Source organism: Enterobacter sp. SA187 (assembly GCF_001888805.2).
Taxonomy (GTDB): domain Bacteria; phylum Pseudomonadota; class Gammaproteobacteria; order Enterobacterales; family Enterobacteriaceae; genus Enterobacter_D.
Genome location: NZ_CP019113.1, coordinates 4,049,663 through 4,076,004 on the forward strand (window position 1 = coordinate 4,049,663; position 26,342 = coordinate 4,076,004).

The 26,342-nt window shown below is 56.1% G+C and carries 17 protein-coding genes; 10 read left to right on the forward strand and 7 right to left on the reverse strand.

Translation table 11 applies throughout. The annotated features are described in order from the left end of the window. Positions 1-74: 74 nt before the first annotated feature. Complete coding sequence (locus tag BMF08_RS19510) at positions 75-1,205, reverse strand: porin OmpC (RefSeq protein ID WP_072569168.1); 1,131 nt, start codon at positions 1,203-1,205, stop codon at positions 75-77. An 841-nt stretch (positions 1,206-2,046) separates the two neighbouring features. On the opposite strand from BMF08_RS19510, the gene rcsD reads away from it, so the two are divergent. Beyond that, positions 2,047-4,713: a phosphotransferase RcsD gene (rcsD, locus tag BMF08_RS19515; protein WP_083580939.1), complete on the forward strand. Its 2,667-nt coding sequence runs from the start codon at positions 2,047-2,049 to the stop codon at positions 4,711-4,713. A gap of 17 nt (positions 4,714-4,730) precedes the next feature. Then, entirely contained in the window at positions 4,731-5,384 is a 654-nt protein-coding gene (gene rcsB / locus BMF08_RS19520; RefSeq protein ID WP_072569170.1) for a response regulator transcription factor RcsB, read from the forward strand. 49 nt (positions 5,385-5,433) lie between these two features. Here rcsB and rcsC read toward each other — a convergent pair whose 3' ends face one another. Both rcsC and gyrA read right to left on the reverse strand, forming a co-directional pair. After that, positions 5,434-8,280, reverse strand: coding sequence for a two-component system sensor histidine kinase RcsC (gene rcsC, locus BMF08_RS19525; protein WP_072569171.1), 2,847 nt, complete (start codon positions 8,278-8,280; stop codon positions 5,434-5,436). Between the two features lie 130 nt (positions 8,281-8,410). Then, the gene (gene gyrA, locus BMF08_RS19530) at positions 8,411-11,047 is read right to left on the reverse strand and encodes a DNA topoisomerase (ATP-hydrolyzing) subunit A (protein WP_072569172.1); all 2,637 of its coding nucleotides are present in this window, start codon (positions 11,045-11,047) and stop codon (positions 8,411-8,413) included. A 145-nt stretch (positions 11,048-11,192) separates the two neighbouring features. Here gyrA and ubiG point away from each other — a divergent pair, with 145 nt between their 5' ends. From ubiG to yfaE, 4 genes are all read left to right on the forward strand, one after another. After that, positions 11,193-11,921, forward strand: a complete 729-nt coding sequence (ubiG, locus tag BMF08_RS19535) for a bifunctional 2-polyprenyl-6-hydroxyphenol methylase/3-demethylubiquinol 3-O-methyltransferase UbiG (RefSeq protein ID WP_072569173.1) — start codon at positions 11,193-11,195, stop codon at positions 11,919-11,921. Positions 11,922-12,269: 348 nt separating this feature from the next. Further along, positions 12,270-14,555: a class 1a ribonucleoside-diphosphate reductase subunit alpha gene (gene nrdA / locus BMF08_RS19545; protein ID WP_072569174.1), complete on the forward strand. Its 2,286-nt coding sequence runs from the start codon at positions 12,270-12,272 to the stop codon at positions 14,553-14,555. Between the two features lie 105 nt (positions 14,556-14,660). After that, on the forward strand, positions 14,661-15,791 hold the full coding sequence (gene nrdB, locus BMF08_RS19550) for a class Ia ribonucleoside-diphosphate reductase subunit beta (protein WP_072569175.1): 1,131 nt from the start codon (positions 14,661-14,663) through the stop codon (positions 15,789-15,791). After that, on the forward strand, positions 15,791-16,045 hold the full coding sequence (gene yfaE, locus BMF08_RS19555) for a class I ribonucleotide reductase maintenance protein YfaE (protein ID WP_072569176.1): 255 nt from the start codon (positions 15,791-15,793) through the stop codon (positions 16,043-16,045). The genes nrdB and yfaE overlap by 1 nt, the downstream gene beginning before the upstream one ends. Positions 16,046-16,194: 149 nt before the next feature. On the opposite strand, the gene BMF08_RS19560 is transcribed toward yfaE, so the two are convergent. Together BMF08_RS19560 and glpT are read right to left on the reverse strand one after the other, a co-directional pair. Next, the gene (locus BMF08_RS19560; protein WP_234007197.1) at positions 16,195-16,512 is read right to left on the reverse strand and encodes a winged helix-turn-helix domain-containing protein; all 318 of its coding nucleotides are present in this window, start codon (positions 16,510-16,512) and stop codon (positions 16,195-16,197) included. Between the two features lie 463 nt (positions 16,513-16,975). Next, positions 16,976-18,328, reverse strand: coding sequence for a glycerol-3-phosphate transporter (gene glpT, locus BMF08_RS19565; RefSeq protein WP_072569177.1), 1,353 nt, complete (start codon positions 18,326-18,328; stop codon positions 16,976-16,978). Positions 18,329-18,590: 262 nt separating this feature from the next. Here glpT and glpA point away from each other — a divergent pair, with 262 nt between their 5' ends. Genes glpA through glpC form a run of 3 tightly spaced genes read left to right on the forward strand, consistent with a single transcriptional unit; the run spans position 18,591 to position 22,646 of the window. Further along, complete coding sequence (glpA, locus tag BMF08_RS19570) at positions 18,591-20,213, forward strand: anaerobic glycerol-3-phosphate dehydrogenase subunit A (RefSeq protein ID WP_072569178.1); 1,623 nt, start codon at positions 18,591-18,593, stop codon at positions 20,211-20,213. Then, complete coding sequence (gene glpB / locus BMF08_RS19575) at positions 20,203-21,459, forward strand: glycerol-3-phosphate dehydrogenase subunit GlpB (RefSeq protein ID WP_072569179.1); 1,257 nt, start codon at positions 20,203-20,205, stop codon at positions 21,457-21,459. Before glpA ends, glpB begins: the two co-directional genes overlap by 11 nt. Then, on the forward strand, positions 21,456-22,646 hold the full coding sequence (gene glpC, locus BMF08_RS19580) for an anaerobic glycerol-3-phosphate dehydrogenase subunit GlpC (protein ID WP_072569180.1): 1,191 nt from the start codon (positions 21,456-21,458) through the stop codon (positions 22,644-22,646). The genes glpB and glpC overlap by 4 nt, the downstream gene beginning before the upstream one ends. 98 nt (positions 22,647-22,744) lie before the next feature. Here the strand turns inward: glpC and BMF08_RS19585 are convergent, their stop codons facing one another. Further along, positions 22,745-23,953 carry a nicotinamide mononucleotide deamidase-related protein YfaY gene (locus BMF08_RS19585; RefSeq protein ID WP_072569181.1) on the reverse strand — a complete coding sequence of 403 codons (1,209 nt, stop codon included), beginning with the start codon at positions 23,951-23,953 and terminating at the stop codon, positions 22,745-22,747. 92 nt (positions 23,954-24,045) lie between these two features. Further along, positions 24,046-24,588 (reverse strand): YfaZ family outer membrane protein, encoded by a 543-nt coding sequence (locus BMF08_RS19590; protein WP_072569182.1) that lies wholly within the window; start codon positions 24,586-24,588, stop codon positions 24,046-24,048. 248 nt (positions 24,589-24,836) lie between these two features. Here BMF08_RS19590 and katA point away from each other — a divergent pair, with 248 nt between their 5' ends. After that, a complete protein-coding gene (gene katA, locus BMF08_RS19595; protein WP_415877723.1) occupies positions 24,837-26,288 on the forward strand; it encodes a catalase KatA in 1,452 nt (483 codons plus the stop codon). The last annotated feature ends 54 nt before the right edge of the window (positions 26,289-26,342 follow it).

Below are 26,342 nucleotides of genomic sequence, written 5' to 3' on the forward strand. Positions count from 1 at the left end.
GTACACTAAAAGTCTAAGTTTGTGAGCAATAAAAAAAGGGGCCGTGCGGCCCCTTCGCTAAGCGTCTCAGTTGATTAGAACTGGTAAACCACGCCCAGCGCAACGATATCATCCGTGCTGATGCCAGCCTGACGGGTGAAGGTGTTGTCGTCCAGCAGGTTGATTTTGTAATCAACGTAGGTGGAGAGGTTTTTGTTGAAGTAGTAAGTGGTGCCCACATCAACATATTTCAGCAGATCCTGGTCGCCGAAATCACGGCCGTTAGCGCTGCTGATGTCTTTCCCGCGGGATTGCAGGTACGCGATGGACGGACGCAGGCCGAAGTCGAACTGGTACTGTGCAACGGCTTCGAAGTTCTGTGCTTTATCCGCAAAGCCCCATGCGGCAGTACGGCCGGAACCGTTAGAGGTACCGAAACGGGTCGCGTTGTAAGTCTGGGAGAACTGCGCTGCCAGGTAAACGTTGTTGGCATCGTATTTCAGGCCGCCGCTGTAGACGTCAGCGCGGTCGCCGTTACCGTAAGCGTCTGCCACGTTCTGGTCAGAGGTACGTTTGGAGGAAGACATTGCGCCGCCCACGCTGAAGCCTTCGCCCAGATCGTAGGTCAGGGACATGCCGTAGCCGTCGCCGTTCTGTTTCAGGGTGCTGCGACCATTGTCGTTTTCACCGCTGGTGCTGCCGTTTTTGCCCTGGTACTGCACCGCAAAGTTCAGGCCATCAACCAGACCGAAGAAGTCGGTGTTACGGTAAGTCGCCACGCCGTTAGCACGGGACTGCATGAAGTTGTCCGCGCCGTAGGTATCGCCGCCGAATTCCGGCAGCACGTCGGTCCAGGAGGTCACATCGTAGATCACGCCGTAGTTACGACCGTAATCGATGGCACCGGCATCACCGAAACGCACACCGGCAAAGGCCAGACGGGTCCATGCCTGGTCGCTTGCGCCTTCGGCTTCGTCCGCCTGTACGTTGTATTCCCACTGGCCGAAACCGGTGATCTGGTCGTTAACCTGAGTTTCGCCCTTGAAGCCGAAACGTACGTAGGTTTTGTCGCCGTCGTCGCCATCGTTATCAGAGAAATAGTGCAGGCCGTCGACTTTACCGTACAGATCTAATTTGTTGCCGTCTTTGTTATAAATTTCAGCCGCATTTGCAGCGCCTGCTACGAGCAGAGCAGGCACCACCAGGGAAAGGACTTTGCGTTTCATGTTATTAACCCTCTGTAATATGCTTATTTTTATATGCCACTGCTTACTGATTAACCTGCTAACCAGTCGGCGAGTTCATTCTCCCTAAAAATACAGAATAATCCAACAACATTATGATACGAAAAATCTAAAGGTGTTTCTCTTTACCGCTTAGATGTTTCAATATGTAAACTGCACGGAACTTTTTTTAGCACTAATAGCTAAAAAATAGCGCACGGAAAATCAAAGATGATAATTAAATCAATATAATCAATAAGTTGAAATGACAAACAATGATAGCACTGAATGATAAAACAAAATCATAACCTGCGACTAAAATAATCTGGCTATCATCATTAACTTTTATTTATTACCTTCATTCGGCTTCGAATGACTGTTTACCCCTATTACAACCGGATGCTCTGCATTCGGTTTTTTTTTGCCCTGCACCGCCCGGATAACAGAAAAAGCGGTACCGCAGGTAAATTATAATGACTATTAATTAATCACTTAGCCACAGGGTGATATTAGCTACCAATACTCCGTAAATTAATTTCTTGATTAAAAGTGCTATCCCTTTACTTTTCAGAGTTAATAACGGGAAAAATGGTGATTAATTGTACGTGCCTTACCGATCCGCTGTGCCGCCTCCCTTTTTGTCCCCCCGCTGCGGCCTTTACCTGCAAGAGAGTCTGGAAATTCATTCATTAGGCTTTATACTGCCTGCTGTACACTGCCGTGTAACATAACAACTACAAGCCCGACGCAGGCGCGAGCGGCGCGGTAGTCTCCTGTCTTAGTCTTACGAAAGGCGCTAAATGGCTTTTTCTTCGCGTGTTGGCATAACGGGTTACACACACTAATGAGTCGATCTGACACCATGAACCCTGGAAAATTTTCCCTGATACCGGGCAGCATTACCCGTTTCTTTCTTCTGTTGATCATCGTTCTGCTGGTCACCATGGGTGTAATGGTGCAAAGCGCCGTTAATGCCTGGCTGAAGGATAAAAGCTATCAGGTGGTGGATATTACGCATGCCATGCATAAGCGCATTGATACCTGGCGCTACGCCACCTGGCAGATCTATGACAATATCGCCGCGGCGCCCGCCTCCCCGGCGGATGGTCTGCAGGAAACCCGCTTAAAGCAGGATGTCTATTATCTGGAGAAGCCGCGCCGTAAGACGGAAGCGCTGATTTTCGGCTCCCATGACGGCTCGACGCTGGAGATGACCCAGCGCATCTCAACCTATCTGGATACGCTGTGGGGCGCGGAAACCGTGCCCTGGTCCATGTATTATCTCAACGGCCAGGATAACAGCATGATCCTGGTGTCGACGCTGCCGCTGAAAGATCTGTCCTCCGGCTTTAAAGAATCATCCATTGGCAGCATTGTCGATGCCCGTCGCGCGGAGATGCTGCAACAGGCCAATGCCCTGGATGAGCGGGAAAGCTTCTCGCCGTTGCGCCGTCTGACCTGGCAGAATGGTTACTATTTCACGCTGCGCACTACTTTCAACCAGCCGGGACATCTGGCGACGGTGGTGGCCTTCGATTTGCCGATCAACGATTTGATCCCGCCGGGCATGGTGCTGGACAGTTTCCGTCTGGAGAGCGATGCCTCCCAGAGCGCCCTGCGCACCGCGGATAAAGAGATGGCGGACAGCGCGTCGGTGAATTTCAACAGCTCGCAGATTGAGATTTCCTCCTCACTCAACTCTACGGGCATGCGGCTGGTGTGGCAGGTGCCCTTTGGCACGCTGCTGCTGGACACGCTGCAAAACATCCTGCTGCCGCTGCTGTTAAACATCGGCCTGCTGGCGCTGGCGCTGTTTGGCTATACCACCTTCCGCCATCAGCCGGGCCGTCTGAGCGAAAACGCCGCCCTGCCCGGCGCGAATAACGAACTGCGCATGCTGCGGGCCATCAACGAAGAGATCGTGTCGGTGCTGCCGCTGGGACTGCTGGTGCACGATCAGGAAGCCAACCGTACGGTGATCAGCAATAAAATCGCCGACCACCTGCTGCCGCATCTTAATTTGCAGAACATCACCAGCATGGCCGATCAGCATCAGGGCGTGATCCAGGCGACGGTCAACAACGAACTTTATGAGATCCGCCAGTTCCGTAGCCAGGTTTCGCCGCGCACGCAGATTTTTGTCATCCGCGATCAGGACAGAGAAGTGCTGGTGAATAAAAAGCTCAAGCAGGCGCAGCGTCTGTATGAGAAAAACCAGCAGGGTCGCACCGCCTTTATGCAGCATATTGGCGCGGCGCTGTCGCAGCCGGCGAAACAACTGGCGCAGGACGCGGCGGCGGTAGATAGCGAAAACGCGCAAAAGCTGGCAGCGCAGGCTGACCGGCTGGTACAGCTGGTGGATGAGATCCAGCTTGCCAATTTGCTGGAAAACGACGGCTGGAAAAGCGCCGCCAGCATGTTCTCGATTCAGGATCTGATCGACGAGGTGGTGCCCGCGGTGCTGCCGGTGGTGAAGCGTAAAGGGTTGCAGTTGCTGATCAATAATCATCTGCCAGCCAACGAACAGCGCCACGGCGATCGCGACGCCCTGCTACGCATTCTGACCATGCTTATCCAGTACGCGGTGACCACCACGCAGATTGGCAAAATCACGCTCGAAGTGGACGCCGATGAATCCGCAGGGGATCGCCTGACCTTCCGTATCCTCGATACCGGGGAAGGCGTGACGGCGAGCGAAGTGGATAATCTGCATTTCCCGTTCCTCAACGACACCCAGGAGGATCGCTATGGCAAAGCTAATGCCCTCACCTTCTGGCTGTGCGATCAGCTGGCGCGTAAACTTGGCGGCCATCTGAATATTAAAGCGCGTGAAAGTTTAGGAACGCGCTATTCTTTACACGTTAAAATGGATGCACGTCCGCAGGCAGACGATGAGGAAGAGAAATTACTGGATGATGTCGTCGCCATGATTGATATTACGTCCAGCGATATTCGTAATATCGTGGTGCGTCAGCTGGAAAACTGGGGCGCAAGCTGCATTACCCCGGACGAACGCCTGGCGAGTCAAGAATATGATCTCTTTTTAACGGATAATCCGTCTAATCTTACTGCCTCGGGCTTGCTTTTAAGCGATGATGAGCCCGGCTCGCGTAAAATCGGCCCAGGCCAGTTGCGCGTGAACTTTAATATGAGTAATGCAATGCAGGAAGCGATATTGCAACTCATTGAAGAGCAACTGGCACAGGAAGATGTTCCGGCGTCCCCGCTGGGGGGCAATGAAAATGCCGAACTCCATGCCAGCGGCTATTACGCACTGTTTGTGGATACAGTACCCGACGATGTTAAGAGGTTGTATACTGAATCCGCCGCACGCGATTTAGCGGCGCTGGCGCAGACGGCACACCGCCTGAAAGGCGTGTTTGCCATGCTTAACCTGGTACCCGGCAAACAGTTATGTGAAACGCTGGAACATTTAATTCATGAGAACGATGTTCCAGGCATAGAAAAATACATCAGCGACATTGACGATTATGTCAAAAGCTTGCTGTAAGCAAGGTAGCCTTATACATGAACAATATGAACGTAATTATTGCCGATGACCATCCGATCGTACTGTTCGGTATTCGCAAATCACTCGAACAAATCGAGTGGGTGAATGTAGTCGGTGAATTTGAAGATTCTACACAGCTGATCAATAACCTTCCCAAGCTTGATGCCCATGTACTGATTACCGATCTTTCCATGCCCGGCGACAAGTACGGTGACGGGATCACCCTGATTAAATATATCAAGCGCCACTTCCCTAACCTGTCAGTGATTGTGCTGACGATGAACAACAACCCTGCCATTTTAAGCGCCGTACTGGAGCTGGATATCGAAGGGATTGTATTAAAACAGGGCGCGCCAACCGATCTGCCGAAAGCGCTGGCCGCGTTGCAGAAAGGGAAGAAGTTTACCCCGGAGAGCGTTTCCCGTCTGCTGGAGAAAATCAGCGCGGGCGGCTATGGCGACAAACGCCTGTCTCCGAAAGAGAGCGAAGTGCTGCGTCTGTTCGCAGAAGGTTTCCTGGTGACGGAAATCGCCAAGAAGCTGAACCGCAGTATCAAAACCATCAGTAGCCAGAAGAAGTCGGCGATGATGAAACTGGGCGTGGAAAATGACATTGCCCTGCTTAACTACCTCTCGTCCGTAACGCTGAGCGCGGCGGATACCAAAGAGTAACTGCCATACCGACGTTACCCCGCCCGGCGGGGTAACGCCTTTTCCTGCTTTATCCCCGCGCTTTTCTTACCCGTTCCGCATAGACCGCCAGCGTCTGCTGGATCACGTCCAGCGTTACCGGCTTCGACAGACAGCTGTCCATACCGGACTCCAGACAACGCTGCTTCTCTTCCGCCAGCGCGTTCGCCGTCACGCCCACCACCGGCAGCGTCAGCCCAAGCTGACGAATACGCTGCGTCAGGCGATAGCCATCCATGTTCGGCATGTTCACATCGCTCAGAATGATGTCGATATGGTTTTTGCTCAGCACATTGAGCGCGTCGACGCCATCGTTCGCCGTTTTGCACTGATAGCCCAGCGAACCGAGCTGATCCGCCAGCAGGCGACGGTTAATCGGATGGTCATCCACCACCAGGATCATCATGTCGTCATTGCTGGCGACCAGCGAATCCGGCAGTTGCAGCGCACGTGAGGCGTCGTTATTTTCCATGGTAATGCTGTAGATACGCGCCAGCAGCGCGATCAGCTCATGGGGAGAGGCAACACTGTGCACCCACTGTCCGGCCGCCCGCTCCTGCGGAATGCCGATATGGCGACGGCAGAAGGTAATGGTGGCGCGGCCTGGCCACGGCGTATCCAGATCGTCGTCGGTGATCAGGGTATCGTTGGCGTCCGGCGTTTGCCCTTCGTAACGCAGCACGCGGATGCCGTTCTGCGTCAGCAAGGAGTCAATAAAGGCGCTTAACGCCGCATTGCGCACCGCCAGCCAGCAGGTGGTTTTCTTCAGGCCGTCAACGTCCAGCGGCTGCGCTGGCTGCGCGGCATAAAGCGGAATACGCACCGAGAACTGACTGCCCATGCCCGGCTCGGTATCCACGGCAATATCGCCGTCCATCATGCTGATCAGCTTTTCGCAGATCGCCAGCCCCAGCCCTGTGCCCTGGAAATTACGTTGCACGCCGGTCCCCACCTGGAAGAAGGGATCGAAGAGTCGCACCACTTCTTTACCCGGGATACCCACCCCGGTGTCCCGCACGCGGATACAGAGATATTCCCCGGCGCGCTGCACATGCAGCACAATACAGCCGACATCGGTAAACTTGATGGCGTTGCTCAGCAGGTTGGAGATCACCTGTTGCAGACGCATCGGATCGCCCTGAAGCGCCACCGGCACGTCCGGCTCGATAAAGCAGTACAGGCCGAGCTGTTTACGCACCACCAGCGGCAGATAGTTGGCGGTGATATGGCTCATCAGCTCACGCGGCGAGAATTCGCGCGGCTCGATTTTGAGCTGCTCCGATTCGATTTTGGAGAAGTCGAGAATATCGCTGATGATTTTCAGCAGCAGACTCGACGAGTTGTTCATCGCCGTCACCAGGCGATCCACCCCTTTCGGCAGCTCTTTGGTTTGCAGCAGATCGAGGTTGCCGATAATACCGTACAGCGGCGTACGCAGTTCGTGGCTGACGGTGGCAAGGAACATGGATTTCGACTGGCTGGCCTGCTCGGCCGCCTGCGCCATATCCTGCAACGACTCTTCCATCTTCACGCGCGCGCTGACGTCCACCAGCACGCAGATCGCCACGTTTTCGTTGCGATAGCGGGAGTGCACGAAGCTGATTTGCAGATTGGTATTGTTGCTGGTCAGCACATCCACAAAATTGACCTGCTGGCCGCAGATGATTTGCGTCAGCCGCTGCCTGTCCTCGTGGGTGAGCATATTGAGATAATTATGCGCCAGCTCGTTACTGAGGATATTGGTGCCGTCAATGGTGCGCAGAATACAGATCCCGACCGGTGCGGAGGCGACAATTTTGCGGTTGAACTGCTCATGCTCTTCCAGTCGCTGGGCATCGGCCTCGGCGGGAATAAAGATCCGCCGCTCGTACATGCGCGCCAGGGTGAACAACGCCACGCCCACCAGCACGTTGAGCAGTACCGCGTTAAGGATAAGGATGCGCACGCGCTCCAGCACCAGATCGACAGGTACGGAATAAACTACGCTCAGGGACGACGGCGGCAGGCTCTTCTTCAGTACCAGCTCGCGGAAGCCAGAGGAGTAGCCAAACCAGGTGCGCTCCTGTATCCACTCCGGATCGATTTCCAGGCTATTTTCCGGCCCGGTCAGGGAAATCAGTTGATGCCCGTTTTCATCGAGAATGGTCACGCCCACCGGCAGATTGCCCGGCGTGTAAAAGTTATCCATGCGGATGGTCTGCTCTGATCCCAGCAGCGCCTGTAAGCGGTTGCCCAGATAGACCGGCGTTAAGGCATAGAAATAGCCGATGCCCGGACGCGGCCCCTGACTCATCCAGAAGATATTATTGCCGCGCTCTTCCTGCGGGGCATTACGGTATTTGAGAATACGCTCGTGCAGGCTTTTCAGCGCCGTTTCACGCTCCAGCGGTACGTTGCGCAGGCCGAAGTCCGCCATACAGAGGGATTCGTTGCCAATGAGGAACACGCGGTTCAGCTCATAAGCGGCAGAAAAGTTATCGCGCCAGTAGCGCATAAACCACGCCAGCGATTCCAGCGAGCCGCGCCAGGTGTTGCCCATGGCCGAGCAGTCGGAATCCGCAAACAGCGGCGCAAACTCCGGCACATCGTTACGGGCGTTGGGTCCCCGTGACGTCATAATGCCGTTTTCAGCGGTCAGGCGATTTTCGGCAATGTACTTAAGCTCTTTCATCACGTCTGAGGTGCGCTGGACATAGCGTTGCGCCTGCTCAGAACTGAGATTAAGTTCTTTGCGAATGTCGGACTCTTTGTTCTGCAAAGCGTTAACGATATAAAACACCGAACACAGGGCAATCAACAGCCAGAGCAGCAGCGCCAGCGCCCGGAACAGGTATCGTGATACTTTGAGGGTGGTGCGGAAAGAAACAAGGTATTTCAAGGGGGCGAAGCTCCGCCGCAGAATGTAAAAAGAATGTGGATAAAGTAGCGGTAAAACGTCATACCCGCAACGCTAAAGAAAACGCCAATAAAAAGGGCCGGAAGCCCGGCCCTTTTATCGACAAAGCTGATTATTCTTCAGCGTCGTCTGCGACATCATCATCGGTGTCCGCTTCCGGCACGATCTCGTCGTCACCTTCCGCTACGCTGCCGTCGATGGCATCCAGCTCTTCTTCATCCACCGGCTCAGCCACGCGTTGCAGCCCCACCACGTTCTCATCTTCCGCGGTACGGATGAGGATCACGCCCTGGGTGTTACGACCCACAATGCTGACTTCAGACACGCGGGTACGCACCAGCGTACCGGCATCGGTGATCATCATGATCTGATCGCTGTCGGCCACCTGCACCGCACCCACCACGGAGCCGTTACGCTCGGTGACTTTGATGGAGATAACGCCCTGGGTACCACGGGATTTGGTCGGGTATTCCGTTTCCGCCGTACGTTTACCGTAGCCGTTCTGGGTGACGGTCAGGATCGCCCCTTCACCGCGCGGAACGATAAGCGACACGACTTTATCTTCGCCCGCCAGTTTGATCCCACGCACGCCCGTTGCGGTACGGCCCATGGCGCGCACCGCGTTCTCTTTAAAGCGCACCACTTTACCGGCGGCAGAGAACAGCATCACTTCATCAGAGCCGGAGGTCAGGTCAACGCCAATCAGCTCGTCGCCGTCGTTCAGGTTCACCGCGATAATACCGGCAGAGCGCGGACGGCTGAATTCGGTCAGCGCCGTTTTCTTCACGGTACCGCTGGCGGTGGCCATAAAGACGTTCACGCCCTCTTCGTACTCGCGTACCGGCAGAATAGCGGTGATACGTTCGTTCGCTTCCAGCGGCAGCAGGTTGACGATTGGACGTCCACGCGCGCCACGGCTCGCTTCCGGCAGCTGGTACACTTTCATCCAGTACAGACGGCCACGGCTGGAGAAGCAGAGGATGGTGTCGTGGGTGTTGGCCACCAGCAGACGGTCGATAAAGTCTTCTTCTTTAATACGGGCGGCGGATTTGCCTTTACCGCCGCGACGCTGCGCTTCGTAATCCGTCAGCGGCTGATACTTCACGTAGCCCTGGTGAGACAGGGTGACCACCACGTCTTCCTGGCTGATCAGATCTTCGATGTTGATATCAGCGGTATTGGCGGTGATTTCGGTGCGACGCGCATCGCCAAACTGTTCACGAACCAGTTCCAGCTCTTCGCGGATCACTTCCATCAGACGATCGGCGCTGCCCAGAATGCGCAGCAGTTCGGCGATCTGTTCCAGCAACTCTTTGTATTCGTCGAGCAGTTTTTCATGCTCAAGGCCGGTCAGTTTCTGCAGACGCAGATCCAGAATCGCCTGTGCCTGCTGTTCAGTCAGGTAGTACTGACCGTCACGCACGCCGAATTCCGGCTCCAGCCACTCAGGACGCGCAGCGTCATCGCCCGCACGTTCCAGCATGGCAGAGACGTTGCCCAGCTCCCAGGAACGCGCCACCAGACCGGCTTTCGCTTCGGCCGGGGTCGGCGCGCGGCGGATCAGCTCGATAATTGGATCGATGTTGGCCAGCGCAATCGCCAGCGCTTCGAGGATGTGCGCACGATCGCGGGCTTTACGCAGTTCAAAAATGGTACGACGGGTCACCACTTCACGACGGTGGCGCACAAACGCAGAAAGAATATCTTTCAGGTTCATGATCTTCGGCTGACCATGGTGCAGTGCCACCATGTTGATACCGAAGGAGACCTGCATCTGAGTCTGCGAATAGAGGTTGTTCAGCACCACTTCGCCAACGGCATCGCGCTTGATCTCAATGACAATACGCATCCCGTCTTTATCAGACTCGTCGCGCAGGCCGCTGATGCCTTCCAGACGTTTTTCTTTCACCAGTTCGGCGATTTTCTCAATCAGGCGCGCTTTGTTCACCTGATACGGAATTTCATGCACGATAATGGTTTCGCGACCGGTTTTGGCGTCGGCTTCCACTTCCGCGCGGGCGCGAATGTAGATTTTGCCGCGACCGGTACGATAGGCTTCTTCAATACCGCGGCGACCGTTAATAATGGCGGCAGTCGGGAAGTCAGGCCCTGGAATGTGTTCCATCAGCCCTTCAACGCTGATATTTTCATCGTCGATATACGCCAGACAGCCGTTGATCACTTCCGTCAGGTTGTGCGGCGGAATGTTGGTCGCCATACCTACAGCGATACCGGAGGCCCCGTTTACCAGCAGGTTAGGGATTTTAGTGGGCATCACGTCCGGAATTTTTTCCGTGCCGTCATAGTTGTCCACAAAATCAACGGTTTCTTTTTCCAGATCGGCCATCAGTTCGTGGGCGATCTTCGACATACGGATTTCCGTATAACGCATCGCCGCAGCGGAGTCGCCGTCTACGGAACCGAAGTTACCCTGGCCGTCGACCAGCATGTAACGTAAGGAGAATGGCTGCGCCATACGAACGATAGTGTCATATACCGCGGTATCACCATGAGGATGGTATTTACCGATGACATCACCGACGACGCGGGCAGATTTTTTGTAGGCTTTATTCCAGTCATTGCCCAATACGTTCATGGCGTATAGTACGCGACGGTGAACCGGTTTTAAGCCATCGCGGACATCCGGCAGCGCACGGCCAACAATGACCGACATCGCATAGTCCAGATAGGAGCTCTTCAGCTCTTCCTCGATGTTAACCGGTGTAATTTCTCTCGCAAGGTCGCTCATGTAACCGCTATCCCTCTACTGTGTCCCGGATTCAAAGGTCGCAAATTATAACACAGCCCGCGCGTGAGAGGTAAACCAATCGGTTTATTCACGCCCGTGGCCTGATATACTTCACGGTCTTGATGATAAAGGAGTAAAAGCGCCCATGAATGTCGAAAAACCGTCGGTGGCTCATAACGTCGACCACGATGAAATTGCGAAATTTGAAGCGGTCGCGTCTCGCTGGTGGGATCTGGAAGGCGAGTTCAAACCATTGCACCGTATTAACCCGCTGCGCCTGGGCTATATTTCCGAACGCGCTGGCGGCCTGTTTGGTAAGCAGGTGCTGGACGTAGGCTGCGGTGGCGGCATTCTGGCGGAGAGCATGGCGCGCGAAGGCGCAACCGTGACCGGCCTGGATATGGGCTTTGAGCCGTTACAGGTGGCGCGCCTGCATGCGCTGGAATCCGGCGTCAACGTTGACTACGTGCAGCGGACAGTAGAAGAACACGCCGCCGCCCACCCGCAGCAATATGATGTAGTGACCTGCATGGAGATGCTGGAGCACGTGCCGGATCCACAGTCCGTGGTGAACGCCTGCGCAAAACTGGTGAAACCCGGCGGCCACGTCTTCTTCTCTACCCTTAACCGCAACGGCAAAGCCTGGCTGATGGCGGTGGTCGGTGCGGAATACGTACTGCGCATGGTGCCGAAAGGTACGCACGATGTGAAAAAATTCATCAAGCCGGCAGAGCTGCTGGGCTGGATCGATGACACCGTGCTGAAGGAGTGCCATATCACCGGCCTGCACTACAACCCGCTGACCGACAAATTCAAGCTCGCGCCAGGGGTTGACGTTAACTATATGCTGCATACAAAAGCACGAAACGACTAACGTCATGCGAAATTGTTATGAAGATTGCGTGACAGGACGTTACGCATTTTCTCCCGCCGATGAAGAAATCAGCACTCGATCAAATTTCTTATTTTTTTTGCAAATGATTGACTTTCCCTGGAGGCCTTACAGTTCGGGGACTTAGCGATTCTTACCTTTTCGCAACCTTAAATTAACGCCAAAATCAACTCTTGTACTCAAAAGAATCCCTACTAGAATACTCACCATATAGCGTTTCTCTTATCGCAAACCCCCTACATGTAGTATTTATCCACAGAGTTAGCCACAGCGCGGACTTGTGGATAAGCGGGGGATATTTTTTCTATTTCACGGACAGGTAAATCCCACATGAATCAGAGTCTGCTGGTGACAAAGCGTGATGGTCGTACTGAGCGCATCAATCTGGATAAAATCCACCGCGTACTGGATTGGGCGGCAGAAGGGCTGAATAACGTCTCCATCTCTCAGGTTGAACTGCGTTCACACATTCAGTTTTATGACGGCATTAAAACCTCCGACATTCATGAAACCATCATCAAAGCCGCCGCCGATCTGATCTCCCGCGACGCGCCTGACTATCAGTATCTGGCCGCGCGCCTGGCGATTTTCCATCTGCGCAAAAAAGCCTACGGCCAGTTTGAGCCGCCGACGCTGTTCAACCACGTGCTGAAAATGGTTGAGCTGGGCAAATATGACCACCATCTGCTGGAAGACTACAGCGAAGAAGAGTTCCGCCAGATGGACGCCTTTATCCAGCACGATCGCGATCTGACCTTCTCCTACGCTGCCGTGAAGCAGCTGGAAGGCAAATACCTGGTGCAGAACCGCGTGACCGGCGAAATCTACGAGAGCGCGCAGTTCCTGTATATTCTGGTGGCCGCATGCCTGTTCTCGAACTACCCGCGTGAAACCCGTCTGGACTACGTGAAGCGTTTCTATGACGCCGTATCCACCTTTAAGATTTCACTGCCGACGCCGATCATGTCCGGCGTGCGCACCCCGACCCGTCAGTTCAGCTCCTGCGTGCTGATCGAGTGCGGCGACAGCCTGGATTCCATCAACGCCACCTCCAGCGCCATCGTGAAATACGTGTCCCAGCGCGCCGGTATCGGCATCAACGCCGGTCGCATCCGTGCGCTGGGCAGCCCGATCCGTGGCGGCGAAGCCTTCCACACTGGCTGTATCCCGTTCTACAAACATTTCCAGACCGCGGTGAAGTCCTGCTCCCAGGGCGGCGTGCGCGGCGGTGCAGCCACCCTGTTCTACCCGATGTGGCATCTGGAAGTGGAAAGCCTGCTGGTGCTGAAAAACAACCGTGGCGTGGAAGGCAACCGCGTACGTCACATGGATTACGGCGTACAGATCAACAAACTGATGTACACCCGTCTGCTGAAAGGTGAAGACATCACCCTGTTCAGCCCGTCTGACGTGCCTGGCCTGTACGACGCCTTCTTCGCCGATCAGGACGAGTTTGAGCGTCTGTATACCCAGTACGAAAAAGACGACAGCATCCGCAAGCAGCGCGTAAAAGCGGTAGATCTGTTCTCGCTGATGATGCAGGAACGTGCTTCCACGGGCCGTATCTATATCCAGAACGTTGACCACTGCAACACCCACAGCCCGTTCGATCCGGCTATTGCTCCGGTGCGCCAGTCTAACCTGTGCCTGGAAATCGCCCTGCCGACCAAACCGCTGATGGACGTGAACGACGAAAACGGCGAAATCGCGCTGTGTACGCTGTCTGCGTTCAACCTCGGCGCTATCGATTCGCTGGACGAGCTGGAAGAGCTGGCGACCCTTGCGGTACGTGCTCTGGACGCCCTGCTGGACTATCAGGATTACCCGATCCCGGCTGCAAAACGTGGCGCAATGGGCCGCCGCACGCTGGGTATTGGCGTGATCAACTTCGCTTACTATTTAGCGAAACACGGCGTGCGTTACTCCGACGGCAGCGCCAACAACCTGACGCATAAAACCTTTGAAGCCATTCAGTACTTCCTGCTGAAAGCCTCTAACGAGCTGGCGAAAGAGCAAGGCGCCTGCCCGTGGTTCAACGAAACCACCTATGCGAAAGGTATTCTGCCGACCGATACCTACAAGAAAGATCTGGACGCCATCGTCACCAAAGAGCTGCATTACGACTGGGAAGCGCTGCGCGAATCCATTAAAACGCACGGTCTGCGTAACTCCACGCTCTCTGCGCTGATGCCGTCCGAGACTTCGTCGCAGATCTCCAACGCCACCAACGGTATTGAACCGCCGCGCGGCCACGTGAGCATCAAAGCGTCGAAAGACGGTATTCTGCGTCAGGTGGTGCCGGATTATGAGCACCTGAAAGACAGCTATGAACTGCTGTGGGATATGCCGAATAACGACGGTTATCTGCAACTGGTGGGCATCATGCAGAAGTTTATCGACCAGTCGATCTCTGCCAACACCAACTACGATCCGACGCGCTTCCCGTCAGGGAAAGTCCCGATGCAGCAGCTGTTGAAAGATCTGCTTACCGCCTACAAATTTGGCGTGAAGACGCTGTATTACCAGAACACCCGCGATGGCGCAGAAGATTCACAGGATGACCTGGTGCCGTCCATTCAGGATGATGGCTGCGAAAGCGGCGCGTGTAAGATTTAATAAATTGCCCGGCGGCGCAAAGCCTGCCGGGCCTGAGGTTAGGTTTTGTAGGCCGGGTAAGCTTTGCGCCACCCGGCGTATCATTGCAGGACAGGAAATACTCGCATGGCATACACCACCTTTTCACAGACGAAAAATAACCAGCTGCTGGAACCGATGTTTTTCGGCCAGCCGGTGAACGTTGCACGCTACGATCAGCAAAAATATGACATCTTCGAAAAGCTGATCGAGAAACAACTCTCTTTCTTCTGGCGTCCGGAAGAAGTTGACGTCTCCCGTGACCGTATCGACTTCCAGGCCCTGCCGGAACACGAAAAGCACATCTTTTTAAGCAACCTGAAATACCAGACGCTGCTGGATTCCATTCAGGGACGCAGCCCGAACGTGGCGCTGCTGCCGCTGATCTCCATTCCGGAACTGGAAACCTGGGTGGAAACCTGGGCGTTTTCAGAAACCATCCACTCCCGCTCCTACACTCATATCATTCGCAACATTGTGAACGATCCGGCGGTGGTGTTTGACGATATCGTGACCAACGAGCAGATCCTCAAACGCGCCGAAGGTATTTCTCACTACTACGACGATCTGATCGAGCTGACCAGCTACTGGCATCTGCTGGGTGAAGGCACGCATAACGTCAACGGCAAAACCGTGACCGTTAACCTGCGCGAGCTGAAAAAGAAACTGTACCTGTGCCTGATGAGCGTCAACGCGCTGGAAGCGATCCGCTTCTACGTCAGCTTCGCCTGCTCTTTCGCCTTCGCCGAGCGCGAGCTGATGGAAGGCAACGCCAAAATCATCAAGCTGATCGCCCGTGACGAAGCCCTGCACCTGACCGGCACCCAGCATATGCTGAACCTGCTGCGCAGCGGCGTGGACGATCCCGAGATGGCCGAGATCGCCGAAGAGTGTAAGCAGGAGTGCTATGACCTGTTTGTACTGGCGGCGGAACAGGAAAAAGAGTGGGCAGCCTACCTGTTCCAGGGCGGCTCCATGATCGGCCTGAACAAAGACATTCTTTGCCAGTATGTGGATTACATCACCAACATCCGCATGCAGGCCGTGGGTCTTGATTTACCGTTCCAGACCCGCTCGAACCCGATCCCGTGGATCAACGCCTGGCTGGTGTCCGACAACGTGCAGGTCGCGCCGCAGGAAGTGGAAGTCAGCTCTTATCTGGTCGGTCAGATTGATTCCGAAGTGAACACTGACGATCTGAGTGACTTCCAGCTCTGATGAGCCGCGTCATTCTGCGCATCACTGGCACAGAACTCCTGTGCCAGGATGAACATCCGTCGTTACTGGCGGCGCTGGAATCGCACCAGGTGGCGGTGGAATATCAGTGTCGTGAAGGCTATTGCGGCTCCTGCCGCACGCGGCTGGTGGCCGGTCAGGTTGACTGGCTGACCGAGCCGCTGGCCTTTATTTCCGCCGGTGAAATCCTTCCCTGCTGTTGCCGTGCGCGTGGCGATATTGAAATCGAGTTATAGCGCGTCAGATTTTCCGCAAATGAATTAATTTCCGGCGTTTATTATTTCAGCTCCCCAAACGTCAGCAGCTACCGCAAATAATATAAAAAAACCCTGAACAGCACTGTTCAGGGTTAAATTCCTGGTTGACATCACTCACACAGGAATAACTAGCTCTCCTTTATTTCTTCCGGATGATGATGGAGTTCACTCACCCGATAATAAATAGGGGTAATATCGACATAATTGATGCAGTAACCGCTTCCGCGCACGCTGGTGATAAAATCTTCCGGCAGCCCTAACAGACTAAGACGACGGTTAAGATTCTTCAGAACCTGCCACAGACGCTGGGTGGACGGAACCAGATCGTTCTCCTCCCACACCACGCGCAGCAGTTCCTCTTTGGTCACGATGTTCTGGCGGCCATGCTGGAGTAAATAGATAAATAGCTGCAACATCGTATGATTAAATAATACTGAGCCGAACATAAAATATTTCTCAGTACTTCCCTGCGGAAGGCGGTAAAGTCTTCCGTTGTCAATTTCGAAGTGAACTTCTTTGCCTATCACATAGCCGTACAGCCGATATCCCATCGTGTCGTTGCTCATTTGTCCTGAAACTTTGCAAGGAATGCCTTTTTTATTCCTGTTCATAGGCCATACTGTCAATAAGGTCGATTATATGGCTATGGGAATTAGTTTCAACATACAGGGGGAAGGTTATTTTGGCACAGGCCATCGCACGTCGACAAAATATTTACACAACCTAAGTAAAATATTAAGCATCTATCCGCGCAAATTGAACTACAAAAAGTCCAGACACCTGCAGGATGATCGCTATCCGGATCATTAACTTTAAATATTAATTTATGCCTTTTTTGCAGGATAAAATGCTGGTCAGGAATATCGCGCAAAAAAATGCCCCTCCGGACGGAGAGGCATCAGACCAGGGTTAACCGCGTTTACGGGCTATTGCTTCGTGATGCTTTTTCTCACCGATCATCACCACCAGCAACAGCAGCACAGCGATGACGCTACCGCCAATCATCACCATAAAGCCGCCGTCCCAGCCGAAGAAATCGACGGTATAGCCGACAATGGCGCTGGCCGCCACCGAGCCGCCCAGATAACCAAACAGGCCGGTAAAGCCTGCCGCCGTCCCTGCCGCTTTTTTCGGTGCCAGCTCCAGCGCATGCAGACCAATCAGCATCACCGGGCCGTAAATCAGGAAGCCGATGACGATCATGCAGATCATGTCCACCGTCGGGTTGCCCGGCGGGTTCAGCCAGTACACGACGGTGGCGATGGTCACCAGCGTCATAAAGAATACGCCGGTCGCGCCACGGTTGCCCCTGAACACTTTATCCGACATCCAGCCGCACAGCAGCGTGCCCGGAATACCGGCATATTCATACAGGAAGTAAGCCCATGACGACTTATCCAGCGCGAAGTGTTTCACCTCTTTCAGATAGGTCGGCGACCAGTCGAGAATGCCGTAGCGCAGCAGATAAACAAAAACGTTCGCAATGGCGATGTACCACAGCAATTTATTCGGCAGCACATACTGCATAAAGATCTGCTTCGCGGTCAGCTCTTCTTCGGTTTTTTCGCTGTAATCATCCGGATAGTCGTTCTTATATTCTTCAATAGGCGGTAATCCGCAGGACTGCGGGGTGTCGCGCATCAGGGCAAAGGCAATGAACGCCACGACGATAGCCGCGAACGCCGGCATATAGAGCGCCGCTTTCCAGTCGTTGAACCACGCCATGCCGAGCAGGAACAGCAAGGGCGGGATCCCGCCGCCAACGTTATGCGCGCAGTTCCACACCGACACGATGCCGCCGCGCTCTTTCTGCGACCACCAGTGCACCATGGTGCGTCCGCACGGCGGCCAGCCCATCCCCTGGAACCAGCCGCATAAAAACAGCAGCACAAACATAATGGCAATGCTGGAGGTCGCCCAGGGCACAAAGCCCATAAACAGCATTACGGCGGCGGCAAGGATCAGCCCCGCCGGTAAGAAGACGCGCGGATTCGAGCGATCCGACACCGATCCCATGATGAATTTGGAAAAGCCGTAGGCAATGGAAATCCCTGACAGCGCAAAGCCCAGATCGCCGCGGGAAAAGCCCTGCTCCACCAGGAACGGCATCGCCAGCGCAAAGTTTTTCCGCACCAGGTAATACGCCGCGTAGCCGAAGAAAATGCCCATAAAAATCTGCCAGCGTAAACGCCGGTAATACGGATCGATCTGCTGCTCCGGTAACCGGGGTTGATGCGCGGCAGGTTTAAAGATGCTCAACATAAAGCCTCCGTGGCATGTGTTGTTTTGTAATGAGTGAAAACGAGCGTCACGCCGCCTCAAAAGCGTGCGACGAGTGAAGACTGGACGTTAACGCAGGAAAAGTCGCGTCGAATGTTACAGAAATATGACAAGGCGCTCAATTCACGCAACAAATGTTCTTTTACTTTCGTTTTATGCGCGAATATGCGCGCAATCAAACAAACCACACAAGGAATGTGGCTAAATGCGCAATAAGGGTCATTAAGATAAGAGGGAAGCGAAAATGCGCGACGTGACTGAGTACGACGTCATCATTATCGGCGGCGGCGCAACCGGGGCGGGGATCGCCCGCGACTGTGCGCTGCGCGGGCTGCGTGTGGTGCTGCTGGAACGCCACGACATCGCCACCGGCGCCACCGGGCGTAACCACGGCCTGCTGCACAGCGGCGCGCGCTATGCGGTAACGGATGAAGAATCGGCGCGGGAGTGTATCAGCGAAAACCAGATCCTGCGCCGGGTCGCCCGCCACTGTATTGAACCCACCGGCGGTCTGTTCATTACCCTGCCGGAAGACGATCTGGCCTGGCAGCAACAGTTTATCAGCGCCTGTACCCGTGCCGGGATCGCCGCACAGCCGCTGTCGGCGGAAGAAGCGCTGCGCATCGAACCCTGCGTGAATCCCGCGCTCATTGCCGCCGTGCAGGTGCCGGACGGCACCATCGATCCCTTTCGCCTGACCGCCGCCAACATGCTGGACGCCCGCGAGCATGGCGCGATTATCTTAACCGGCCATGAAGTGATCGGCCTGCTGCGGGATAAAGATCGGGTGAACGGCGTGCAGATCCGCCATCCCTCAACGCAGGCGGTGCAGTCCCTGTACGCGCCTGTGGTGGTGAATGCCGCCGGGATCTGGGGACAGCGCATTGCAGAGTATGCGGATCTGAGCATCCGCATGTTCCCGGCGAAAGGCGCGCTGCTTATTCTTGATCACCGCATCAACCAGCAGGTGATCAACCGCTGCCGCAAACCTGCAGACGCCGATATTCTGGTGCCGGGGGATACCATCTCGCTGATTGGCACCACCTCCACGCACATTGATTACCGTGATATTGATAACACCCGCGTCACGCCGGAAGAGGTGGACGTGCTGCTGCGCGAGGGGGAAAAACTGGCCCCGGTGATGGCGACCTCGCGTATTCTGCGCGCCTATGCGGGGGTGCGCCCGCTGGTGGCCAGCGACGACGACCCCAGCGGGCGCAACGTCAGCCGCGGCATTGTGCTGATGGATCACGCCGAACGCGACGGTATGGAAGGCTTTATCACCATTACCGGCGGCAAGCTGATGACCTACCGGCTGATGGCGGAGTGGGCCACCGACGCCGTGTGCCGCAAACTCAATAATACGACGCCCTGCCGCACCGCCAGCGAACCGCTGCCGGGATCGCGGGAGTCTGCCGCTCAGACCCTGCAAAAAGTGATCTCCCTGTCAGCGCCGCTGCGCGGCTCGGCGGTGTGGCGGCATGGCGATCGCACCCCGGAATGGCTCGGCAACGCACGTCTTAGCCGTAGCCTGATCTGCGAATGCGAAGCCGTCACTGCCGGAGAAGTGGAGTACGCGGTGGATAATCTTAACGTCCGTTCCCTGCCCGATTTGCGGCGTCGCACCCGCCTCGGCATGGGCACCTGCCAGGGCGAACTCTGCGCCTGCCGGGCGGCCGGGTTGCTGCATCGCCTGAACGTCACCAACGATGCGCAATCCATCGCGCAATTGTCCGCATTTTTAAATGAGCGCTGGAAAGGCATCCGCCCCGTCGCCTGGGGCGATGCGCTGCGGGAAAGCGAGTTTACCCGCTGGGTATACCAGGGACTGTGTGGTCTGGAAAAGGAGACGACAGATGAAGTTTGATACGGTGATCGTCGGCGGCGGGCTGGCGGGTCTGCTGTGCGGCATCAGGCTAAGCCGCAGCGGGCAGCGCTGCGCCATTGTCAGCCGCGGACAGAGCGCGCTGAGTTTTTCCTCCGGCTCGCTGGATCTGCTCTCGCGCCTGCTGGACGGCACAGCGGTGCAGGATACTGCCGCCGGGCTGGCCGCGCTTGAAACCCTCGCCCCGGAACATCCTTACAGCCTGATCGGGGCCGGGCGCGTGTACCAGTACGCCCGCGAGGCGCAAAACCTGCTGGCAGAATGCGGGCTGAAATTTCAGGGTGATGCCAGCGCCCCGCACCGCCGCGTGACGCCGCTCGGTATGACGCGTCCGGCGTGGCTCAGCCCGCCGGAAGTGCCGCTGTCGCCGCGCAAAGGAGAGCATATCTGCGTGGTCGGCATCAACGGTTTTGCCGATTTCCAGCCCCATCTGGCGGCCGCAACGCTGCGTAAACAGGGCCTGCGCGTCACGGCAACGGACATCGATTTACCCCTGCTTGATAAACTGCGCGACAACCCCAGCGAGTTCCGCGCCGTCACTATTGCCCGCCAGCTGGATCAGGATAGCCATTTCGCTGAACTTTGCGCCGCCCTGCGCCCGCTCAGCGAAACCCATGACGCCATCTGGTTTCCTGCCTGCTTCGGCCTGACGGACGACAAGGTTTATACCCGGCTTAATGCTGAACTCGCCTGCCCGCTGTACCTGCTCCCCACCCTGCCCCCGTCGGTACCGGGGATGAGAATGCAGACGCTGCTACAGCAGCAGTTTATCCGCAGCGGCGGCGCGTGGATGCCGGGGGATGAGGTGCTGCGCGCCACTCTGGATAACAACGTGGTCAGCCAGCTGTGGACGCGCAGGCATGAGGATATTCCGCTGCGCGCCGATCATGTGGTGCTCGCCAGCGGCAGTTTTTTCAGTAACGGGCTGGTGGCCGGGCGCGACGGCGTGCGGGAAAAGGTATTCGGCCTCGATGTGCTGCACAGCCCCGATCGCGCCAGCTGGTATCGCGATAACCTGTTTGATGCGCAGCCGTGGCAGCAGTTTGGCGTGCGCACCGATGCCACCCTGCGCGGACAATTACAGGGCGAACCCCTGCAAAATTTATACGTTATCGGCTCGGTACTGGGCGGCTATGACGCCATTCACCAGGGCTGCGGCGGCGGAATTTGCGCCGTGACCGCGTTACATGTCGCGCAGCAAATCTGCGCGCCGGGAGGCTCCGAATGAACACCACTCACTTCGACAGCTGTATCAAATGCACCGTCTGCACCACCGCCTGTCCGGTAAGCCGCGTCAATGTCGACTATCCTGGCCCGAAACAAGCGGGGCCGGACGGCGAACGTCTGCGCCTGAAAGACGGCACGCTGTACGATGAGGCGCTGAAGTACTGCACCAACTGTAAACGCTGCGAAACCGCCTGTCCGTCCGGCGTGAAGATCGGCGACATTATCCAGCGCGCCCGCAGCCAGTTCGCGCCGCGTAAACCTTCACTGCGTAACGCCATTCTCAGCCATACCGATCTGATGGGAAGCCTGTCCACGCCAGTCGCCCCGCTGGTGAATGCCGCCACCGGCATGAAACCGGTGCGCCTGCTGCTGGATAAAGCGCTGAAAATCGATCACCGCCGTACCCTGCCGAAATATTCCCACGGTACTTTCCGCCAGTGGTATCGCAAACAGGCGGCCGTACAGGCGGCATTTGATGACCAGGTGGCCTTTTTTCACGGCTGTTTTGTCAATTACAACCATCCGCAGCTGGGAAAGGATCTGCTGCGGGTGCTGAACGCGATGCAAATCGGCGTACAACTGCTGGAGGGTGAAAAATGCTGCGGCGTGCCGCTGATCGCCAACGGCTTTTTTGAAAAGGCGAAAAAGCAGGCCAATGCCAACGTCGCGTCATTAACGCGCGCCATTAGCGGCAATGGCCTGCCAGTGATCGCCACGTCTTCGACCTGTACTTTTACCCTGCGGGATGAATACCCACATTTGCTGGATATCGATAACCGCGCGCTGCGTCCGCATATCGATCTGGCGACGCGCTGGCTGTGGCGCAAACTGGAGGAAGGCCGCCGTCTGCCGCTGCGCCCGTTGCCGCTGAAGGTGATCTACCACACGCCCTGCCATATGGAAAAAATGGGCTGGACGCATTACACCCTGGAACTGCTGCGTAAAATCCCTGAACTGGAGCTAACGGTGCTGGAGTCGCAGTGCTGCGGCATTGCCGGCACTTACGGCTTTAAAGCGGAGAACTATACGACCTCACAGGCGATTGGCGCGCCGCTGTTCCGGCAGATTGAGGAGAGCGGCGCGGATCTGGTGATCTCAGACTGTGAAACCTGTAAATGGCAGATTGAAATGTCCACCCGCCTGCGCTGTGAACACCCGGTGACGCTACTGGCGCGGGCGCTGGGATAACCTAACGTTGCCCGGCGGCGCTGCGCTTGCCGGGCCTGCGACATTGTCACCGTAGGCCTCGTAGGCCGGGTAAGGCGCAGCCGCCACCCGGCATTCTGCTACTTCGTCCCCGCCGTCACCAGAGTATCGACAACATTGATCCAGCCATGATCGCTGGCGACGTCTTTACCCAGCAACCAGCGACGCAGCATATTCAGCGCCATCATCGCGCAGACTTCCTGGCGAACCGCCAGACCGTGGCGGTTGACGCTGAACTGCACCCGCAGCGCATGTACGCCATCCGGCGTTGCCAGCGCAAAGTTCAGGTGCTCATCATCCATACCGCCGACAAATAACGCCAGCCCGGCCAGATGACGATCGCGCAGCGCCGCCGCCCAGCGCGCCGACTGCTCCAGATTATCCGCCTGCGACGGCAGCACTTCGCTGGCCAGCAACGGCGCTTCCGCACGGGAAAGTTGCAGCGCCACCAGCCCGCTGGTGAACTGCTCGCTCAGGGTCAGGCTCAGCTGTCGTTCCCGTAGCTGACGGGCGATCAGCGCCGGTAACCCTTCGGTGCCTTCAAAAATCAGGCTTTCGCCCGCCACGCGCTGCACTTCAGGCCACAGGGCTTCCATCTGCTCGCGCGCGTCTGCCGGACCGGTCAGCTTGAGTTCAATAATCGGCATGGAAGAGCGATAGCCCATCACCACGCCGTCCGGCAGTTGCAGATGTTCCAGGCTCTGGGCGAGATCGCTTTCGGAGCGACCAAAAGTGGTCAGACGCAGGCACAGCGGCGGCGAGGGCAGCGTAAAGCGCTCGCGCAGGCGCGGCAGAATTTCGCGCTCCACCATCACTTTGAATTCAGAGGGCACGCCAGGGGTGAAAAACATCAGGCAGCGGTTAAGCTGCATGGCAAAGCCGCAGGCGGTACCCACAGGGTTATCGACCATCTCGGCGCTGGAGGGAATTTCCGCCTGTTTGCGGTTGCTCGGCGCCATCACCTTGCCACGTTCAGAGAAAAAACGCTCCATGTGCGCAAGCCAGTCTTCATGCAACACCAGCCCCTCGCCCGCCGCCGTAGCGGCAGCCAGCGCGCTCAGATCGTCGCTGGTCGGCCCGAGGCCGCCGTTCACAATCAGCACATCGGCGTGTTCGCTGCGCTCGCGCAGTATGGCGACAAGGCTGTCGAGATCATCGCCGACGGTCTGGCGGCGCGTTAAAGGTAATCCCTGATTAAAGAAAACATCAGCCAGCCACGCGGCGTTAGTGTCCACAATTTGTCCGTGCAACACTTCATCGCCGGTTGACAGCATTTCCACGTTTAACATTCTTTTCTCCAGCATTAGCGGTCAAAACACTATAACGCATGGCGGGGGAATGCAGGAGGGAAACTGGCGCGGCAGGGTGCCGCGCCGGAGGATCAGAAGCTGGCGCTCACGCCGACGTACGGGCCGTCGGCCAGTTTGCTGTCGCCGTTGCCGTCTTTGCCGCTCAGATCGATATAGCGGTAACCCACTTCGACGCTCAGCGGACGCAGCACGGAAATACGCGCGCCAGCGTTGGCTTCAGAGAAATCTTTCACGCCGCTGGAGAGCGAGTCCGGCGAGTAATAATATTCACCGAACAGCTTGATGCTCTCGCCAATCGGCAGCTGTAAACCGCCACCCACGGCGGCGGCGTAGCCTTCGTCACCTTCGTTCGGGTTCAGGTAGACGCCTTTACCGCCGACGGTTGCCATAAACGGGCCGAGGGGGAGATTAAGGCCGAGGCCCAGACCGGCAATATCGCCGTGATCGTCGTTGTGCGCCCAGTTGCCGCTCAGCGCCAGGCCGCTGGTTTCGGTGCCCATTCCCACGCCAATATTGGTGTAATCTTCACCCGCCTGGCCGCTGATGCTCAGGGCATTCGCGCCCGCAGAAACAAACAGCAGGCTGGTCAGGGTCATTAATGCAATCTTTTTCATCGTTCACTATCCGCGCAAGTAATTGTTAGACGTTCTGAAAAGCGCCGCTAGTGTACAGGGCTTTGCCTTAACACTCTGCACCAAAAGTGATTTTCCCGCTTCGTTGTCATCTCAATGCTTTTGGGTATCTCTCTGATAGACAGAGCCAGATTGCCCGCGATCAAGACTCCCGGTAAAAACAAGCCCTAAAGTGATTTCTGAAGTTATACGGAAACACAGCCGTTTTTTTGACTTCCACCAGGAGATGTATGATGAATAAAAAAGGATTAACCACCGCCGCTGGCGCGCCGGTTGCCCATAATAATAACGTGATGACCGCCGGGCCACGCGGCCCGATGCTGTTGCAGGACGTATGGTTTCTGGAAAAGCTGGCGCATTTTGACCGCGAAGTGATCCCGGAGCGCCGTATGCATGCCAAAGGCTCTGCCGCCTACGGCACCTTTACCGTCACCCAGGATATTTCCCGCTATACACGCGCTAAAATGTTTTCTGAACCGGGTAAAAAGACTGATCTTTTCCTGCGTTTCTCCACGGTTGCCGGTGAGCGCGGCGCCGCTGATGCGGAACGTGACATCCGCGGTTTTTCGATCAAATTCTATACCGAGGAGGGGAACTGGGATCTGGTGGGCAACAACACGCCGGTGTTCTACCTGCGCGATCCGCTGAAATTCCCGGATCTCAACCACGTAGTGAAACGCGATCCGCGCACCAACCTGCGTAACCCGACCTACAAATGGGATTTCTTCTCCCATCTGCCGGAATCACTGCATCAGTTAACCATTGATTTCAGCGACCGCGGCCTGCCCCGTTCTTACCGCAATATGCACGGTTTTGGCAGCCACACCTTCAGTTTTATTAATCACAATAACGAACGCTTCTGGGTGAAATTCCATCTTAAAACCATGCAGGGTATTGATAACCTGATGGACGATGAGGCGAAACGTCTGGTGGCGGAAGATCGCGAGAGTTCGCAGCGCGATCTGTTTAACGCCATCGAAACGGGAGATTTCCCGCGCTGGAAGTTTTACGTGCAGATCATGCCGGAAGCCGAAGCCTCACAGGTGCCTTATAACCCGTTCGATCTGACGAAAGTCTGGCCGCACGGCGATTATCCGCTGATTGAAGTGGGCGTACTGGAGCTGAACCGCAATCCGGATAACTACTTTGCGGAAGTGGAACAGGTGGCGATGTCCCCGGCGAACATCGTGCCGGGCATTGGCTTCTCACCGGATCGTATGTTGCAGGGCCGCCTCTTCTCTTATGGCGATGCGCACCGTTATCGTCTGGGGGTGAACCATCACCAGATCCCGGTCAACCAGCCGCGCTGCCCGTTCCATAATTATCACCGCGACGGCGCGATGCGTGTGGACGGCAACAGTGGCAACGGTCCGACCTACGAGCCTAACAGCTTCGGCGTTTTCCAGGAGCAGCCGGACTACAGCGAACCGCCGTTGTCGGTGGAGGGCGCTGCGGATCACTGGAATCACCGGGAAGATACGGACTATTTCAGCCAGCCGCGCAAGCTGTTTGCCCTGATCGGTGAAGAAGAACGCCAGCGCATGTTTGCCCGCATCGCGGGAGATATGAAAGATGTGCCGGAATTTATTCAGCAGCGGCAGATTGGTTTATTCAGCGAAGTGGATCCGGCGTACGGGGCGGGTGTCGCCGCCGCGCTGAACGCCATTAACACCGCCCGATAACATCAACACCTTGCCCGGCGGCGCACGCTTGCCGGGCCTACAATGTCAAAAGAG

Coding starts and splice junctions, on each gene's coding strand:
- glpB (WP_072569179.1), top strand. CDS start 20,203: ATGAAGTTTGATACGGTGATCGTCGGCGGCGGGCTGGCGGGTCTGCTG.
- nrdB (WP_072569175.1), top strand. CDS start 14,661: ATGGCATACACCACCTTTTCACAGACGAAAAATAACCAGCTGCTGGAA.
- glpC (WP_072569180.1), top strand. CDS start 21,456: ATGAACACCACTCACTTCGACAGCTGTATCAAATGCACCGTCTGCACC.
- rcsD (WP_083580939.1), top strand. CDS start 2,047: ATGAGTCGATCTGACACCATGAACCCTGGAAAATTTTCCCTGATACCG.
- BMF08_RS19590 (WP_072569182.1), bottom strand. CDS start 24,588: ATGAAAAAGATTGCATTAATGACCCTGACCAGCCTGCTGTTTGTTTCT.
- yfaE (WP_072569176.1), top strand. CDS start 15,791: ATGAGCCGCGTCATTCTGCGCATCACTGGCACAGAACTCCTGTGCCAG.
- BMF08_RS19510 (WP_072569168.1), bottom strand. CDS start 1,205: ATGAAACGCAAAGTCCTTTCCCTGGTGGTGCCTGCTCTGCTCGTAGCA.
- gyrA (WP_072569172.1), bottom strand. CDS start 11,047: ATGAGCGACCTTGCGAGAGAAATTACACCGGTTAACATCGAGGAAGAG.
- BMF08_RS19585 (WP_072569181.1), bottom strand. CDS start 23,953: ATGTTAAACGTGGAAATGCTGTCAACCGGCGATGAAGTGTTGCACGGA.
- rcsB (WP_072569170.1), top strand. CDS start 4,731: ATGAACAATATGAACGTAATTATTGCCGATGACCATCCGATCGTACTG.
- ubiG (WP_072569173.1), top strand. CDS start 11,193: ATGAATGTCGAAAAACCGTCGGTGGCTCATAACGTCGACCACGATGAA.
- BMF08_RS19560 (WP_234007197.1), bottom strand. CDS start 16,512: ATGTTCGGCTCAGTATTATTTAATCATACGATGTTGCAGCTATTTATC.
- glpA (WP_072569178.1), top strand. CDS start 18,591: ATGCGCGACGTGACTGAGTACGACGTCATCATTATCGGCGGCGGCGCA.
- glpT (WP_072569177.1), bottom strand. CDS start 18,328: ATGTTGAGCATCTTTAAACCTGCCGCGCATCAACCCCGGTTACCGGAG.
- katA (WP_415877723.1), top strand. CDS start 24,837: ATGATGAATAAAAAAGGATTAACCACCGCCGCTGGCGCGCCGGTTGCC.
- nrdA (WP_072569174.1), top strand. CDS start 12,270: ATGAATCAGAGTCTGCTGGTGACAAAGCGTGATGGTCGTACTGAGCGC.